The organism is Streptomyces sp. NPDC029674 (assembly GCF_044903205.1).
Classification (GTDB): Bacteria; Actinomycetota; Actinomycetes; order Streptomycetales; family Streptomycetaceae; genus Streptomyces.
Genome location: NZ_JBJDPY010000005.1, coordinates 534,324 through 550,135, shown reverse-complemented (window position 1 = coordinate 550,135; position 15,812 = coordinate 534,324). Strand labels below are relative to the sequence as shown.

Sequence of the window (15,812 nt, the reverse complement as noted above, 5' to 3'; positions counted from 1 at the left end):
GCAGGGTTGGGGTCTCCCCTGCTCGAGCGAAGCCGAGAGCTTGGGGAAGTGCCAGACCCCGCGCCCCGCGGCATGATCCGCCGGACAGGCCCTAGTCGAGTGTCGCCTCCGTGGGGTCCCAGTCCTCGGGCAGCGGCCGCGGTGGCACGAGCTGTGTGGCGAGCGAGGTGAACTCCGACCGCTCCGCCGAGCGCGCGATCGCCGTCATCGTCTGCAGGACGTGCAGCGCGAGCGCGCCGGACGCCCGGTGCGCGGTGCCGTTCCGCAGGGCGCGCGCCATGTCGACCACGCCGAGGCCGCGGCCGTCGGTCCGCCCCCGCACGGGCAGTTCGCACCATTCGCCGGAGCCGTTGGGCAGCAGCTTCAGCGGGCCGCCGAACGTGTTCGGGTCGGGCACCGCCAGGGTGCCCTCGGTCCCGGTGACCTCGAAGCGGATGCGGGGCAGCGCCGAGTCGAAGCTGAACGTCGAGGCGGCCCGCACACCGGAGGCGAACCGGATGAGCGACGACAGATGCGTCGGTACGTCGACGGGGAACGCCTGGCCCGCCTTCGGCCCCGACCCGACGATCCGCTCCTCGCGCGCGCGGGCCGCCGTCGCGGCCACCTGCTCCACACCGCCGAACAGCGCGACGAGCGAGGTCAGATAGTAGGGGCCCAGGTCGAAGAGCGGCCCGGCGCCCGGCTGGTAGAAGAACGCCGGATCGGGGTGCCAGGCCTCGGGCCCCATGCCCTGCGTCACGGTCGTCGCCGCCACGGGCGCGCCGATGTGCCCGGCCCTCACGGCCCGCAGCGCCGACTGCAACCCCGCACCGAGGAACGTGTCCGGCGCGTTGCCCACCAGCAGCCCCCGCTCCGACGCCTCGGCGAGCACCTTCTCCGCCTCGCCCGGGGCGAGCGTGATGGGTTTCTCGCCGTAGACGTGCTTGCCCGCGCGCAGCGCGGCCGTCGCCACCTGCGCGTGCGCGACGGGCACGGTGAGATTGACGACGAGCTCGACCTCGGGAAGCGCGAGCACCTCCGTGAGGCTGCCCGACACGGGTATGCCGTGGGTGACGGCCGCGGCGGCCGCCCGCTCCTCGTCGAGATCGGCGACGGCCACGACCCGGACGTCCGGGAATCCGCTCAACGTACGCAGGTACTCGGCGCTGATGACGCCCGCGCCGACGACGGCGACGCCGACCGGGCCCGAGCCGACGGGTGCCGCAGTCATGCCGCCTCCAGCGAGGTGAGGTAGATGCGGCTGGCCGCGAGCTCGTCGAAGAGGGTGTCCGTGCCGCCCGCGCAGGAGTCGAACTCGACGATCCGCCAGGCGTCCGGCGCGGCGGCGAGGATCTCCGGCACCGGCATGGTGCCGCCGCCGACCGCCACGTTCGGGTCCTCCCTGGTGCCGGGCCCGTCCTTGAGGTGCAGCGCCCGCACCCGGTCGCCGAGACGGCCGAGGAGGGCCGGGACGTCGGCGCCGCCGACCGCGGCCCAGTAGGTGTCGACCTCCAGGAACACGGCGGGGTCGAGCAGTCCGGCGAGCACGTCGAGGGCGTGCGGGCCCTCCGCCGCACCTGCTTCGCCCGCCCCGTCAGCGCCGAAGCGGGGCTCGATCTCCCACCAGTGGTTGTGGTAGCCGATGCGCACCCCGTGCCGACCGGCCACCTCCGTAAGGGAGTTGAGGCGGTCGGCCGTGCGCGCGAGCCCGTCGCGGGAGGTGAACTCCGCGGGCGGGATGCCTGCGGGGACGATCGCGACGTCGGTCCCGAGCGTCCGCACCGCGTCGAGGACGGGCCCCGGCTCCGGGCCGAGCAACTGCACGGCGTGCGTACCGGACACGGTGAGCCCGAGCTCCTCGACGACGCGGCGCAGCCCCTTCGGATCACTGAGCACGTCGTACGCCTCCACCGCGCCGTACCCCAGACCGGCGAGGCGGCGCAGGGTTCCCTCCCGGTCGGCGACGAGCTGGTCGCGCACGGTGTAGAGCTGAACGCTGAGCGGTCGTGGCATGAACGCGCCCTCCCCTGTCGGCTGGGAGGACGGTAAGGCGGTTCGGTGGGGTCGGCAAGGGTGCCTCGGCATGCGAACGCCGCCCGCCTGTCACACCGACAGGCGGGCGGCGCTCGGTTGGTGCCGGGCCGGCCGCGGCCCTCGCTCAGGGGCGGCCGGCGGCTCCCCGGCGGCGCAGGAACCAGACGCCGCCGACCGCGGCCGCGGCCACCAGGGCCCCGCCGGTGGCGAGCGTGATCGTGCTCCGGTCCTCGGAACCGCCCCCGATCCCTCCGCGGACGCCGCGCGCGGGCGCGGTCGTCGAGGAGGCCGTCGGCGTGGTGCCGACGGTGACGGTCCGAGGCCCGACCTGCGTGCCGTCCTTGCAGGAGACGAGCACCGTGTAGGAACCGGCGCCGACGTTCTGCCAGGAAGCGCTCCCGTTGACCAGCGCCGCCTGTTTGCCTCCGGCGAAGCTGGCGTTGGCGGCGCCCATGAGCGAGGCCGTGCCGCCGTCGGGACATGCGGCGGTGGTGGCCCGCACCGTGGAGCCGGTGGCGGTGACGGTGAGATCGTCGGCCGCGGACGCCGAAGGGGCACCCAGTATCAGCGGCAGCGCGGCGGCGGCGACGGTCAGGCCGGTACGGACACATATCTGAGTAGTACGCATGAGTCTGCCCTCCGGTGACACGGGAGGCGGTACAACCCATGCGCCGCCGAGAGTCGGGGAACGCCCGTGCTACCTGACGAAGAGCCAACGTGCCGCGAGCGGCGACCGCATGCGGACGGCCGCCGGGCAGGTGACGGAATCCTTCGTCCGGCGCAGGTGTGCCGGCAGAGGTGTCAGCGGGGGGCCGGCACGAGGCCGTCCGCGACCAGCCCCTCGTACACCGCCTGCCCGAGCGCCTGGACCGCGGACTGCGGGCGCACCATCACGGTGAACTCCTTGATCCGCCCGGCCTCGTCGAAGTGCAGCAGGTCGATGCCGTGCACCTCCTTCCCGTGCACGGTGGTGCGGAACAGCAGCACGTCCGACTCCGCCTCGCCGCCGTCGGCGCTGGTCTGCGCCTCGCCGGTGTACGCGCCGACGTACCGGAAGTCCTCGAACGTCCGCAGCAGCACGCCGAAGAGCCCGAGCACGGCGGGGCGGCCCTCGAAGGGCGTGAACTTCACCGGGCTGTAGAGCCGGACGTCCGGAGTGAACAGCTCTTCCAGCGCGGCGAGATCGCGCCGCTCGACGAGGGCGCGGAAGCGCGCGGCGGTGGGATGGGTCATGTTTCCTCCCGAGCTGCAGAGAACGCAGAGAACGCAGAGAACGCAGTCAAGAATGTGAGTAGTCAGATCGGTGACTATGATGAGGGGCGAGGCGGCCGGAGGGAAGGGGACCCGGGAAATGGCTCTGCGGCACGCGGTGCTCGCGGCACTGCTGGACGGCGAGTACAGCGGCTACCAGCTGGCCAAGGGCTTCGACATCGGCGTCGCCAACTTCTGGCACGCGCTGCCCCAGCAGCTCTACGCCGAGCTGGCCAAGCTGGAGACGGAGGGCCTGATCGCCGGGCGCGAGGTCGTCCAGGAAGGCCGGCCCAACAAGCGGCTGTTCAAGGTCACCGACGACGGCCTCGCCGAGATGGAGCGGTTCGCCGCGCGGGCCGCCAAGCCGTCCTTCATCCGCGACGACCTGCTGGTCAAGGTGCAGGCCGTCGACGGCGTCGCCGCCGGGCCAGTGATCGAGCAGCTCACGGAGCGGGCGGCGGTCGCCGACGCGAAGATCGACGTCCTGGAGAAGCTGCTCGTACAGCTGCGGGGCGACGCGGACGAGGCGGAGTTCCTGCGCACCAGCGAGCGCGTCGGCCCTTATCTGACCTGTCTGCGCGGGCTCGCCTTCGAACGCGAGTCCCGCGACTGGTGCCGGCGCGCGGCGGCCCTGCTGAGCGAGCGGGAAGCCGCCGCGCGCCGGCGGAGTTGAGCCCCAGGGCCGGCCGGTGGCTCAGCCGGTGGTGACCGTCCGCTCGGGGGAGTAGCCGCCCCATGTCCCGTCCGGCAGCTTGGGGCGGAGCCGCACCCGGTGCCGCTCCCCGGCCTCCCTGCCGATGTAGAAGCTGTGCTCGGCCTCGTCCCGCGGCGCGGTGCCGCCGAAGACGAGCGAGGTCGCGGTGCGGCCGTCCAGCTGGATCTGATACTCCGTCACGGCTCCACCCGTGCGCGGCGGTGTCCACTTCAGGTCGATGTAGTACGCCCCGTCGGCGCGGTGCGTGCCCGCGCGGAAGTCCGTGGGCGCGGTGCCGCGTCCCGATCCCTTGCCGTCGCCGGCGGCCGTGGTGACGCGTACCGCGGGGCTCGCGGGCGAGAAGTTGTCGGCGGCGTCGCGCGCCTTGACCGTGAAGGTGTAGTCGGTGCCGGGCCGCAACCCGGTGACCAGCGTCGCGGTCTGGCTGCCGCCCACGCTGTGGATCTTCGAGCCGCCCTGGAAGATCTCGTACGAGGCCACCTTCTTGTCGTCCGACGACGTGCTCCAGGAGAGCATCACCGCCCGGCTCCCCTCGGCCTCGCCCGTCAGCCGCCCGGGCCGGGCCGGCGGTTCGCGGTCCTCGGCGGCCGCGGCGGGCATCGTGACCGAGAGCTCCTTGCTGTCCTCGCTGACGTTCCCCGCGGCGTCGCGGGCCCGGACGGTGAAGGTGTACGTGGCGGACGGCTTCAGGCCGACGACGTCCACCATGTGGTCCCGGCCCGGCACCTCCTTGACCTTCTTGGCCCCGCGGTACACCTCGTACCCGGTGACTTCCGTGTCGTCGGTGGCCTGGTTCCACATGACGTGGGCGGTGGTGGAGCTGCCCGCCTGCACGGTGAGGCCGCGGGGCGCCGCCGGGGGCCTGGTGTCCTCGGTGCCGCCGCCACCGCCCCATGCGCAGCCGCTCAGCGTGGCCGCGGTCGCGGCCGTCACCGTCAGCAGGGTCAGGGGGGTGGACAGCCGGGGGGTCCGTCGCACGGTGCTGCCTTCCACTCGACGGCATTGGTCCGGACCTATTTGACACAGGTGACGAGAGCACATCAAGGGGTGGGCGTGCCCCGTCCGGTCCCTGATCGCACGCGCGGGGCGTACGGCGGTGCACAAACTGGGATATGTCCGTGAGTCGCCCCGCCCCTCCCTCTATGAAGGGTTCTTCCCTGTGCGCATCAGAACGACAGCCTCGGGAACGACGGTCCTGGTCGCCGCGGCGGCGGCCGCGGTCGCCCTGCTGGCCCCCGCCTCGTATCCCGCGGCGGCACGGGGCGCGGCAGGTGCGGAGACCCACCCGGTCCGGGAAGGGACGGTGCGGGCCGCCGACCTGCTGGCCAGGACCAAGGACTGCGAGCAGATCTCGCAGGGCAAGTACCGCACCGACGTCGGAGCGCCCGAGGCCGTCCCCGTGTGCGGGACACCGGACGCGGTCTTCTGGAAGGCCGACATGGACATCGACTGCGACGGACAGCCCACCGAGGCCTGCAACCGCCGCACCGACCCGCTGTTCCTCCCCACCACGACGTACCAGCAGTCCGACGGCCGCCACCTGAACGCGGAACTCCTGCCCTACGTGGTCGTGCCCCAGCCGGGCCCCCGCTGGAACCACACCGAGCACGGCATCACGGGCGGCACCGTCGCCGCCGTCATCCACGGCGACCAGGTCCAGTACGCCGTCGTCGGCGACACGGGCCCCACCGACCTCATCGGCGAGGCGTCGTACGCGACGGCCCGGGCGCTCGGCATCCGCCCGGACCCGGCAACGGGCGGCGCGAGCTCCGACGTCACGTACATCTTCTTCAAGGACGCCAAGGCGACACCGATCGAGAGCCACGAGGCGGCGGTCGCGCAGGGTGACGCGGTGGCGCGGCGGTTCGTGGCGGGAACGGTGGGTGCATGACAGTGACGTACGGGGCACGGCCGACGCTTGGGGTGGAGGAGGAGTACTTCCTGACGGCCGCCGACAGCCGCGCGTTGGCCGATGGTGCCTCGCGGATCCTGCCGGGAGCCACCGCTCTGCTGGGCGAGCGGTGCTCCGGTGAGCTCATGGAATGCCAGGTCGAGGCCAAGACTCCGCCGTGCTCCACCATGGAGCAGTTGCACGGTCATCTCACCGCGATGCGGGGCGCGCTCGTCCGGGCGGCCGGTGCGCAGGGGCTCCGGATCCACGCTTCCGGCACCCCCGTGCTGGGCGCGCGGGGCGCCGCGACGCTGCGCGACGATCCCCGCTATCTCGCCGCCCGCACCACGTTCCGGGCCAGGACCGAGGGCGCCGTCATCTCGGCCACCCACGTCCACGTCCAGGTCCCGGGGCGGGAGGAGGCGGTGCTGGTCGGCAACCATCTGCGTCCGTGGTTGCCGGTGCTGGTCGCGCTGTCGGCGAACTCTCCCTTCTGGGCGGAGCGCGACACCCGTTACGCCAGTTGGCGGACCATGGTGGCGCACGCCCTGCCCGTGTTCGGGCCGCCGCCGTACTTCACCTCCGCGGACCACTTCGACCGGGTCGCCGCCGACCTGCTGGAGGCCGGGGCGGTCGTCGACGAAGGGATGCTCTTCTGGGACGTCCGGCCGTGCTCGCACCTGCCGACCGTGGAGATCCGGGTGATGGACAGCGTCGCCGACGCCGAGGTGGTCGCGGTGCTCGCCGTCCTGATCCGGGCCGTGGTGGTCACCGCCCTGGAACGGGTGAGGCTGGGGGACCCCGGCCCCAGGCTGCCCGAGACGTCACTGAGCACCGCGTACTGGCGGGCGGCGCGCGACGGCCTGCGCGGCCACGGGGTGGATGCGCACAGCGCGCGGCTGCTTCCCGTGCACGAGCTCGTGAAACAGCTGGTGCGCCATGCGCGGCCCGTGCTGGCGGAGTACGGCGAACTGGAGCGGGTGTGCGGCGTGTTGCGGCGCTGGTGCAGGCAGGGCGGCGGAGCGACGGCTCAGCGAGCGGCCTTCGAGCGCCGGAAAGACCTGCGGGACGTGGTCGACGACTTGACCGACCGCACGGCCGGGACGGCGCCGGGCTCCGGCACACGGCCGTCCGGCACCCCACGGCTCACCCGTTCGGGCCACACGTCGGGCGAGGCCGGGCCGGGACGCTGACGCTGGGACTCCGGCGACCGAACCGGTTGTCGAGGGTTCAGAGACAGGCTCTAAGGGGTTGTGGTCACCCATGGAACAGGCCTTCGGCTACCCGGACGTGCAGAACGTCGACGGCAAGGTGTCCGTGGTCTTTCCACCCGACCACCCGGGCCACCGTGACGCCGCCTACCACGACCGGCGGGTCGCGATGGCCGAGGCCGCGTTCCGCACCCCCGCGGGAGCGCCGGCCCCCGACGTCGCCTACACCGCCGAGGAAGACGCTGTATGGCGGACCGTCACCACGTCACTCGTGGACCTGCACGTGAAGTTCGCCTGCCAGGAGTTCCTCGAAGGCATCAGCCGCCTGCAACTGCCCGCCGACCGACTGCCGCAGCTCAGTGAGGCGTCCGCCCGAATCCAGCAGTGCACGGGAGCCCGGTTCAGCCCGGCACCCGGCATGCTCGCGCCGCGCGACTTCTACAGCTCCCTCGCGGAACGCCGCTTCCAGGCGACCCAGTACATCCGGCATCCCTCGCTGCCGCACTTCTCCCCCGAACCCGACATGATCCACGAGATCATCGGTCACGGCTCCGCCCTGGCGCACGACCGGTGGGCCGACATCTACGAACTCTTCGGCCACACCGTGCGCCGGCTGTCCACCCGCGAGGCCGTCGGTGCCGTGTCGAACGTCTTCTGGTTCACCATGGAGACCGGACTCGTCAGGGAGGACGGGGACGTCAAGGCGTGCGGTGCCAGCCTGCTGTCCTCCTGCGGAGAGCTGGAGAACATCGCCCGGGCCGACATCCGGCCGCTGGACACCGCCGCCATGCAGAACCAGCCGTACGTCGTGACCGGCTACCAGCCGGTCCTCTTCTGCGCCGAATCCTTCGGTGACCTCGAGGAGGTTCTCCGCAGGTATCTGACCGGGGTGAGGGACGAGAACCCCGGGTAGCTCAGACTTTCCGGTAGGTGTACGCCTCCGTCGCCGCCGCCTCGACCGTGGCGAGGTCGGCGCCGGCCGACGCGGTCACCACGGCCGCCACCGCGCCCTCGACGAACGGGGCGTCCACCAGCCGTGTGCCGGGAGGGAGTTCGTCGCCCTCGGCGATCAGCGCCTTCACGGTGAGGACCGCGCTGCCGAGGTCGGTGAGGACGGCGACGCCCGCGCCGCGGTCCACCCGCGCGGCGGCCGCCGAGATCAGCTCCGCGCTGGTGCCGAGCCCGCCGTCCGGTGTGCCGCCCGCGGCCGCCACGGGTGCGGTGGCGCCACCGCCCGCGAGCCCCGCGGCGAGCGCGGCGACTGCCTCGGCGACGGGACCGCTGTGCGACACGAGGACGATGCCGACCAGCCGTTCGTCAGTCACGGCTGCCCTCCGACGCGTCGCCGCTCGCGGTCTCGGCGAGCGCTTCGAAGAGCAGCGCCGAGGACGTCGCGCCCGGGTCCTGGTGGCCGATGCTGCGCTCGCCCAGGTAGCTGGCGCGGCCCTTGCGCGCCTGGAGCGGCGTCGTGGCGAGGGCGCCCTGGAGGGCGGCGTCGCGCGCCGCGCCGAACGCGCCGCCGACTGTGTCACCCGACGAGTCGTCGGGCGCGCCGAGGGCATCGAGCGCGGGGACGAGGGCGTCCAGCATCGTCTTGTCACCGGGTGCGGCGCCGCCGAGCGCGGCCACCGCGTCGACCCCGGCGCGCAGGGCTTCGGCGAACCGCGCCTCGTCGACCTCTGCCGCGTCGCCGAGCGCCTTGCCGGTGCGGCGCAGCAGTGTGCCGTAGAGCGGGCCCGACGCGCCGCCGACCGTCGAGATCAGCTGCCGCCCCGCCAGCGTGAGCACGGCGCCCGGCGTGTCCGGGGCCTCCTTCTCCAGGGCGGCCACGACCGCGGTGAAGCCGCGCCGCAGATTGCTGCCGTGATCGGCGTCGCCGATGGGCGAGTCCAGCTCCGTGAGCCGGTCGGCCGCGCGGTCGACGGCGGCCGCGGCGGCCGTGAGCCAGCGGCGGAAGAAGTCGGCGTCGAGCACGGTCAGACCCCCCAGCGCAGCCCGGGCGTCCGCACCGGCGCGTCCCACAACCGCAGGAGCTCCTCGTCGACCTGGCACAACGTCACCGAGGCCCCGGCCATGTCGAGCGACGTCACGTAATTGCCGACGAGGGTACGGGCCACGGGCACGCCGCGCTCGACGAGGACGCGCTGCACGTCGGCGTTGAAGCCGTACAGCTCGAGCAGCGGGGTGGCCCCCATGCCGTTGACGAGGAGGAGTACCGGATTGCGCGGGTCGAGATCCTCCAGCACGGCGTTGACGGCGAAGTCGGCGATCTCGCGGGAGGTCATCATGGCGCGCCGCTCCCGCCCCGGCTCCCCATGGATACCCACGCCCAACTCCAGCTCCCCGGCCGGGAGTTCGAAGGTGGGGCTGCCCTTGGCGGGCGTACTGCACGCGGTGAGCGCGACGCCGAAGCTGCGCGTGTTCTCGTTGACCTGCCGCCCGATCGCCTCGACCCGCTCCAGCGGCATGCCCGCGTCGGCGGCGGCCCCCGCGATCTTCTCCACGAAGAGGGTGGCGCCGGTGCCGCGCCGCCCCGCGGTGTAGAGGCTGTCGGTGACCGCCACGTCATCGTTGACGAGCACCTTCGCCACCTGGATGCCCTCGTCCTCGGCGAGCTCCGCGGCCATGTCGAAGTTGAGCACGTCACCCGTGTAGTTCTTCACGACGAACAACACGCCCGCGCCACTGTCCACGGCAGCCGCGGCCCGCACCATCTGATCCGGCACGGGCGAGGTGAACACCTCACCCGGACAGGCCGCCGACAGCATCCCCGGCCCCACGAACCCGCCGTGCAACGGCTCGTGCCCGGACCCACCACCCGAAACGAGAGCGACCTTCCCCTCGACGGGCGCGTCCCTGCGCACGATCACCCGGTTCTCGACGTCGACGATCAGCTCGGGATGCGCGGCGGCCATCCCGCGCAACGCGTCGGCGACGACGGTCTCGGCGACATTGATCAGCATCCTCATGCGTGCCTCCTGGGAAGGTTGGCAGGCAGCTCCTCCGCCTGCGTTTTTGCTGGTCGGAGTGGGTATGGCCGGTGCACGGCCGGAGAGCCGCTGTCGGCAGTATCGACCTTGCGGCAGCGAAGGTCACGCCTGGAGACGTCAGAGGTGCGGCCGGGCCCGATGTGCGGACGGACCGCTACGACGTAAGGCACCCGGCCAAGGGATCTTGGCCGGGTGCCTTATGGGCTTCGTCGCGCCCCGTTGAGTGCCTGACGGCACTCAGCAGTGCTGGGGCGGGATGTTCAGCAGGGGAGAGTGGTCTTGCCGGCAGCGCCCGTGGCGCCGGTGGTGCCGTCCGCGAACATCGTGGCCGCGGTTCCATTGCCGCCGGGCTTACCCGGGCACACCGGGCTGGCCGCGCCACCGGCGCCGCCCGTGCCGCCTGTGTGGCCGCCACTGACGATGGCGGCGCCGCCGTTGCCGCCCTTGCCGCCGTTGATTCCGGCCCCGGCGTCGCCGACACCGCCGACGCCGCCCTTGCCGCCGGTGCCACCGAGCTTGGCCTCGCCACCCGAACCGCCGTTGCCGCCGTTGCCGTTGGCGCCGCCGGCCCCGCCCGTGCCGCCGAGTCCGCCGACACTCGCGACGCCGCCGGCATTGCCTCCGGCCCCTCCGTTGCCGCCGTTGCCATTGGCACCCGCGGCGCCACCGGTGCCGCCGAGGCCACCGATACCGCCGAGGACCCCAACGCCGTTCGCCCCGTTACTGCCGGGGGCCCCGGCGGCGCTGTGAGCCCGGGCGCTGCCCGTACCCGGCTGGGCGGAGGCGAGGGCGGGCGACACGGTGAGGCCGGCTACGGCGATCGTGGCGATCAGGAAGGTCCTGGCGGTGGTTGCGCGCATGGTGCGCATGGTGTGACTTCCTTCGATTGTTCAGGCGGAGAGATACTCCGCCTGACGGTTTCCAACCTAGGGGAAACGGAACGTGTCACACATCCCAAATACTGATCAAATGTCTCCAAGTGGACGGAATCAGCAAACTTTGGCCGCAAATCACTATTTCGGCTCGCGTCATCAAAAACGCCTCGCCGTCGGCCCTCCGAGCCTGCAGGCCCCAGAGCCCTGCCAGGGTCAGTTCTTTTAACATGGCGACTTGGTCACCGGTCATGCCGAGGAGTGCGAGGGAGGGCGGGAAGCTGTGGCCCGCGACGCCGTTGAAGCCGATAACACGCACATCGCGCCAGCGCGTGGAGAACGTGGAGAACGTGGTGATGATGAGCCGCGCTGTGGATCACGGGGGGACGGTTCCGGTGGCAACGGGCACCCGGTCGCGGATCTGGTGGAGCGGGCGGCCGACCTGGCCGAACCGATCAAACCCAGGCTGCGAGGGTGGCTCCATGCCGGAATGGTCCCCGCCGCGCTGATCGCCGGCATTGCGCTCATCTTCCTGGCTCACACCCCGCAGGCGGTTACGGCCTGCGCCGTGTACTCGGTCACCGCCTGGCTGCTGTTCGGGACGAGCGCCATCTACCACCGCGGCACTTGGGGGCCGCTCGGCGAAGCCCTTCTGCGACGTCTCGACCACGCCAACATCTTCCTGATCATCGCCGGAACCTGCACGCCCCTCGCGGTGGTCCTCCTTCCGCCGGACCGGCGGGCCGTGCTGCTGTGGATCGTGTGGGCCGGCGCGTTGGCGGGCATCGCTTTCCGGGTTCTGTGGGTCGGAGCTCCGCGTTGGCTGTACACCCCGTGCTACCTGGCCCTGGGATGGGCACCGGTGCGCTACCTGCCGGACTTCCTGCACACCGGCGGGGCAGCCGTACTCATCCTGATCGTGGTCGGCGGTCTCCTTTACAGTGCGGGCGCGGTCGTCTACGCGCTCCAGCGCCCCGACCCCTCACCGCGCTGGTTCGGCTTCCACGAGGTGTTCCACGCCTTCACCGTGGCGGCCTTCACGGCGCACTACATCGCCATCTCCCTGGCCGTCCACTGAGAAGCAAGGACTCCCACAGTCCGTTGCGCCTGACCGGGGAGTAGTCTGGAGGTACCGAGAGCATGTCGTACACCGGCCACCGCGCCCTAGTCGTTCTCGGTGAGCAAATACGCCGGCCAGCCGCTCCCGGGCAGCTGTCCGGAGACGGGTTCGCGCCATGTCCGCGACCATCAGCCTTCTCCCGCCGCCCAGGGACCCCGCCGTACCGGCCGCCCGCCTCTCGCTGAAAGCCCCGGGCACCCCCCGTGGCCTGCTGGACGGCGCGTGGTGGCCACGCTCCCGCGACCTGCTGCGTGAACTGCCCGACCTGACCGACGCGTTGGACCCGCACTGGGGGCGCGTCACCCGCATCGCCGTCAATCCCACTCACTGGCCCGTGATCCCGCGCAAGGTGCCCGTCCGCGGGCACGTGGTGAATGTCGGCTGGTTCACCACGGAGCTCGACCCGCACAAGATCCTGCTGCTCTCCTACGGTGTCGGACGCTGGGACCTGATGGTGATTCCACCTGAGACCCGCCCTGCCGCCGCCGCCCGGCTGATGGCCGCCGTGAGCGACCCCACGGGGGCGCTTCTGACCGCGAGCGCACTGCTGGCCGCGGAGGAAGCCCGCCACGGCGACTCGTCCGCCGGACAGGTACAGGATCCCGAGGAGGCGTGGGAGTTCGAGGGCGGCGCGTCCTTGCCCCAGGCGGCCGCCCTGGTCCTGGCCCGTCGTCCGGGAGCAGGGTCGTGATCGCTATGGACGTGTCCCTGCCCGCCGGCCGAGGCGCTCGCGGCGGCACCACCCGACTGCCCCCGGTTCTGCCCCGGCCGCCCGCCGCTCCCGAGCGTCGCGATCACCGGGACGGAGGACGAGGGCGCCTGCGCCCACGCCGCCGTGTCCACCGGGCACACGGGCAACGCTGACTTGACGCACCCCCCTGGGGCCGTGCGGTTGACCGCCTGAGCCATCCATCCGCACCCACCGGACCAAGCCCTACTGATCGTTGCGGACCATCCTCAGCGTCACCGTGCTGCCGCGCCGCGCTCGGGACCCGGGCGTCGGCTCCTGGCTCCATACCTCCACCCGGGCCCCCTGGGCACCGCTGAAGCGGGGCACGAGGTCCGCGGCGCGGATCGTGTTTCCTGCCGCGCTGCGGCTCAGGCCGGTGGCATCGGGGACCGTCGTCTCCTCGAGCGTCATGTAGACGCGTACGGCCGTGTGTGTCGAGAGCGCGCCGAACCACTCGACGCCCTCGCGCAGCATCCGCCACTGGAAATGGGTGACGCCCGTGGTGGCGGGCGCGGTCACCTGGAACGGGACGGTGACCTGCTCGCCCGGGGCGACCGGGCGCGGCAGTTCGACGCGGCCGAGGCCCCACACCGTGTTGTCCTGCGGACTCTGCGAGCCCAGCCGGTAGGCGCCGACCGTCGTCCAGGTCTCCGTACCGACATTGCACATCGTCACGCTCACGTCATAGCCCTGGCCGCGCACCATGGTGGTGGGCACCAGCTGCGAGACGAACCGCGCGTCGCGCGCCCGGAAGTCGGAGGCGAACCACAGGTCGTTGGCGTCGCGTTTGCCGAAGCACGTGACCTCCTGCTGGCCCATCGTCCAGTCCGGATGCGCGAAGCCCTGGTGGGAGTGGAGGGCGTGCTCGGTCGGGACATGGATCAGGCGCATCTGCCGGCCCGCCTGCCAGGTGCCGCCGCCCTCGATCTCCACCCGCCAGGTGTCGTTGCCGTCACCCTGCCCGGCCTCGCCGAAACACGTGACCTCCTGCTGCCCGGTGACGGGGGAGGGGATGCCGGCGTGGCTGTGCAGGTTGCGGCGGGTGGCCATGTGCTCAAGGCGCACCAGGTCGCCGTGCGCGACGTGCTGTCCGACGCGGTGCTCCGGCGGTGTCCCGTCGGGCCCCTTCACGATCCACAGGTCGTTGTCGTCGGCCCCTTCGTAGCAGGTGACCTGCTGTTGCCGCGACGAGCCCGGGTGACCGTACGGATGGGTGTGGGAGTGCAGATTGGCCCAGCTCGCGGCGTGCCGGACGCGCAGCGTGGAGCCGTAGCGCACGGTCACGCCGGCCGCCTCCACCAGGACGTCCGGAGTGAACTCGCCGAACCACTCGACGGCGTCCTGCACCATGCGCCACTGGTGGTGGGCGGGCAGCTGCGCGGGCGCCGTGACGCGGAACGCGAAGGTCGCCTCACCCCAGGTCGGCACCCGGTGCGGTACGTCGATGCGGCCGGGGCCCCACACCGTGTTGTCCTGCGGTTGCTGCGAGCCCAGGCGGTAGTTGCGGCCCGGCGTCCAGGCCTGGATGCCGGTGTTCCGCAATGTGACGGCGACGTCGTACGCCTGTCCGGGAACCATCGCCGTGGGCACGGACTGCGCCACGAAGGAGGCGTCGCGCACCGCGAAGGGGCTGCGGATGCCCTCGACGGTCCACATCTCGGCGTCGATGCCGACCTCGCCGTAGCCGATGCGGTAGAACCCGCTCTCGCCCCGGTCCGCGCCCCAGCTGTTCTTGCAGATCCAGTAGCCACCCTCGTCGTCGTAGCCCACGACACACACGCAGTGCCCGCCGAGCCACTCGCCCCACACGTGCCGGTACACGCCCCCGCGGTAGTACATGAAGTCCTTGTAGACCGAGAAGCAGGCGATCAGGGGTCCTTCACCGGCCAGCCAGATCTTCATGGAGGCCGGGGTGACGAAGCGGCGCCAGTTCTCGATGTAGGTGAGCCGGGACGGAGCACTGTCGGAGAGGTTCGAGCAGTTCTGGTCACCCGCCGTGTACGGATAGCAGTTCTCGTCCACGACACCGGACTTCTTGATGGCCTCGAGCGCGCGGTCCACCCACCAGCCGTTGTCGCAGTTGCGGCCCTCCCTGCGCGCGTGGCAGTAGAAAAGGTGCGCCTCGGAGTAGTCGATCTCGAGGTCCGGGTTCTTCAGCGCCACCCGCAAGGTGCCCTCGGCGGCGGCGAGCGTCCCGAAGGCCACGCACGAGCCGCAGTTGCCCTGGACGCGGACGGGCGTGATGTAGTTCTGGCCGTCCACGTCGCGCAGGTCGTACGCGCTGGGCGCGCCCAGCGCGGCGGACTCCGGACCGGCCGCTCCCGGCCGATTGCGCAGGGCCACCGCTTCGCGTTCGGCCAGCGACGGGTCGTTGGGGCCGGGGACGAAGCCGAGGCGGCGGCGCTGTTCTTCCAGCGGCAGCCGTGTCAGCGGGTTGCTCTCGGCCTGCCAGTCGGCGTTGTCGCGTGCAATGGCTTGTTGGATCTCTTCCAGGTGCTGCGGTTCCGGTGCCATTGTGTCCCCCCGAGAAGCCGGCTGGGCCGCCATTGAGAGTGGTCACTTTGCTCCGCTGTGTCCGATTCAGCCAGACCTGGCGCGGCAATGACCGGAAAGAGGCGTCAAGTCCGGTGCGGCCCCGTACTGTTGGGCCTGCCCGGGGTGAGGGGGCTGCCGTGCCGCAGGTGACCTGCACCGAGAGTGACCACGGCCGTGAAATTCACGTACACGTGGGGGACTTGGTGGTGGTGACGCTGCGGGAGAACCCCACGACCGGCCATCTGTGGCTGCTCGCCTCCGGGGCCCCGGACGTCTTCGCCGGGCAAGGGGACCAATTCGCGCCGGGCGCCACCACCGCGCTCGGCGCCGGCGGAGCGCGTACGTTCACCTTCCGGGCGTACGCCGTCGGCCGCGCGAAGCTCGAGCTCCACCTGCGCCGATCGTGGTGGGACACAACCGCGCCCGTCGCGCGGTTCGCGCTTGCCGTGGTGGTGAGTTGAGGTTGTGGCTCTCGGGGGGGGCG

General features: G+C 72.0%; 17 protein-coding genes. 7 read left to right on the top strand and 10 right to left on the bottom strand.

The features are described from left to right. Nucleotides 1-91 precede the first annotated feature (91 nt). The 4 genes from ACI2L3_RS15605 to ACI2L3_RS15590 form a co-directional block, all read right to left on the bottom strand. A complete protein-coding gene (locus ACI2L3_RS15605) occupies nt 92-1,210 on the bottom strand; it encodes a Gfo/Idh/MocA family protein (RefSeq protein WP_404752893.1) in 1,119 nt (372 codons plus the stop codon). Then, a complete protein-coding gene (locus tag ACI2L3_RS15600) occupies nt 1,207-1,992 on the bottom strand; it encodes a sugar phosphate isomerase/epimerase family protein (RefSeq protein WP_404752892.1) in 786 nt (261 codons plus the stop codon). Before ACI2L3_RS15600 ends, ACI2L3_RS15605 begins: the two co-directional genes overlap by 4 nt. Before the next feature lie 145 nt (nt 1,993-2,137). Continuing rightward, nucleotides 2,138-2,641 (bottom strand): hypothetical protein, encoded by a 504-nt coding sequence (locus ACI2L3_RS15595; protein ID WP_404752891.1) that lies wholly within the window; start codon nt 2,639-2,641, stop codon nt 2,138-2,140. Between the two features lie 173 nt (nt 2,642-2,814). Then, nucleotides 2,815-3,246 (bottom strand): nuclear transport factor 2 family protein, encoded by a 432-nt coding sequence (locus tag ACI2L3_RS15590; RefSeq protein ID WP_404752890.1) that lies wholly within the window; start codon nt 3,244-3,246, stop codon nt 2,815-2,817. 118 nt (nt 3,247-3,364) lie between these two features. On the opposite strand from ACI2L3_RS15590, the gene ACI2L3_RS15585 reads away from it, so the two are divergent. Beyond that, the gene (locus ACI2L3_RS15585) at nt 3,365-3,937 is read left to right on the top strand and encodes a PadR family transcriptional regulator (RefSeq protein WP_404752889.1); all 573 of its coding nucleotides are present in this window, start codon (nt 3,365-3,367) and stop codon (nt 3,935-3,937) included. 21 nt (nt 3,938-3,958) lie between these two features. Here the strand turns inward: ACI2L3_RS15585 and ACI2L3_RS15580 are convergent, their stop codons facing one another. Next, entirely contained in the window at nt 3,959-4,957 is a 999-nt protein-coding gene (locus ACI2L3_RS15580) for a fibronectin type III domain-containing protein (protein WP_404752888.1), read from the bottom strand. Between the two features lie 181 nt (nt 4,958-5,138). Between ACI2L3_RS15580 and ACI2L3_RS15575 the strand changes: the two genes are divergently transcribed. The 3 genes from ACI2L3_RS15575 (at nt 5,139) to ACI2L3_RS15565 (ending at nt 7,994) form a co-directional block, all read left to right on the top strand. Continuing rightward, nucleotides 5,139-5,870, top strand: a complete 732-nt coding sequence (locus ACI2L3_RS15575; protein ID WP_404752887.1) for a glycoside hydrolase family 75 protein — start codon at nt 5,139-5,141, stop codon at nt 5,868-5,870. Then, a complete protein-coding gene (locus ACI2L3_RS15570; RefSeq protein ID WP_404752886.1) occupies nt 5,867-7,063 on the top strand; it encodes a glutamate--cysteine ligase in 1,197 nt (398 codons plus the stop codon). The genes ACI2L3_RS15575 and ACI2L3_RS15570 overlap by 4 nt, the downstream gene beginning before the upstream one ends. Before the next feature lie 70 nt (nt 7,064-7,133). Then, the gene (locus ACI2L3_RS15565; RefSeq protein ID WP_404752885.1) at nt 7,134-7,994 is read left to right on the top strand and encodes a phenylalanine 4-monooxygenase; all 861 of its coding nucleotides are present in this window, start codon (nt 7,134-7,136) and stop codon (nt 7,992-7,994) included. A 1-nt stretch (nt 7,995) separates the two neighbouring features. On the opposite strand, the gene ACI2L3_RS15560 is transcribed toward ACI2L3_RS15565, so the two are convergent. From ACI2L3_RS15560 to ACI2L3_RS15545, 4 genes are all read right to left on the bottom strand, one after another. After that, on the bottom strand, nt 7,996-8,406 hold the full coding sequence (locus ACI2L3_RS15560; RefSeq protein ID WP_404752884.1) for a PTS-dependent dihydroxyacetone kinase phosphotransferase subunit DhaM: 411 nt from the start codon (nt 8,404-8,406) through the stop codon (nt 7,996-7,998). Beyond that, entirely contained in the window at nt 8,399-9,055 is a 657-nt protein-coding gene (gene dhaL, locus ACI2L3_RS15555) for a dihydroxyacetone kinase subunit DhaL (RefSeq protein ID WP_404752918.1), read from the bottom strand. Before dhaL ends, ACI2L3_RS15560 begins: the two co-directional genes overlap by 8 nt. A gap of 2 nt (nt 9,056-9,057) precedes the next feature. Then, nucleotides 9,058-10,050 carry a dihydroxyacetone kinase subunit DhaK gene (gene dhaK / locus ACI2L3_RS15550; protein WP_404752883.1) on the bottom strand — a complete coding sequence of 331 codons (993 nt, stop codon included), beginning with the start codon at nt 10,048-10,050 and terminating at the stop codon, nt 9,058-9,060. Nucleotides 10,051-10,331: 281 nt separating this feature from the next. Continuing rightward, nucleotides 10,332-10,931 (bottom strand): hypothetical protein, encoded by a 600-nt coding sequence (locus ACI2L3_RS15545; RefSeq protein ID WP_404752882.1) that lies wholly within the window; start codon nt 10,929-10,931, stop codon nt 10,332-10,334. A 436-nt stretch (nt 10,932-11,367) separates the two neighbouring features. On the opposite strand from ACI2L3_RS15545, the gene ACI2L3_RS15540 reads away from it, so the two are divergent. Both ACI2L3_RS15540 and ACI2L3_RS15535 read left to right on the top strand, forming a co-directional pair. After that, entirely contained in the window at nt 11,368-12,021 is a 654-nt protein-coding gene (locus ACI2L3_RS15540) for a hemolysin III family protein (RefSeq protein ID WP_404752917.1), read from the top strand. A gap of 157 nt (nt 12,022-12,178) precedes the next feature. Further along, complete coding sequence (locus ACI2L3_RS15535) at nt 12,179-12,754, top strand: DUF5994 family protein (protein WP_404752881.1); 576 nt, start codon at nt 12,179-12,181, stop codon at nt 12,752-12,754. Between the two features lie 243 nt (nt 12,755-12,997). On the opposite strand, the gene ACI2L3_RS15530 is transcribed toward ACI2L3_RS15535, so the two are convergent. After that, on the bottom strand, nt 12,998-15,307 hold the full coding sequence (locus ACI2L3_RS15530; RefSeq protein WP_404752880.1) for a C1 family peptidase: 2,310 nt from the start codon (nt 15,305-15,307) through the stop codon (nt 12,998-13,000). A gap of 212 nt (nt 15,308-15,519) precedes the next feature. Between ACI2L3_RS15530 and ACI2L3_RS15525 the strand changes: the two genes are divergently transcribed. Then, nucleotides 15,520-15,789 carry a protease inhibitor I42 family protein gene (locus ACI2L3_RS15525; protein WP_404752879.1) on the top strand — a complete coding sequence of 90 codons (270 nt, stop codon included), beginning with the start codon at nt 15,520-15,522 and terminating at the stop codon, nt 15,787-15,789. Nucleotides 15,790-15,812 lie beyond the last annotated feature (23 nt).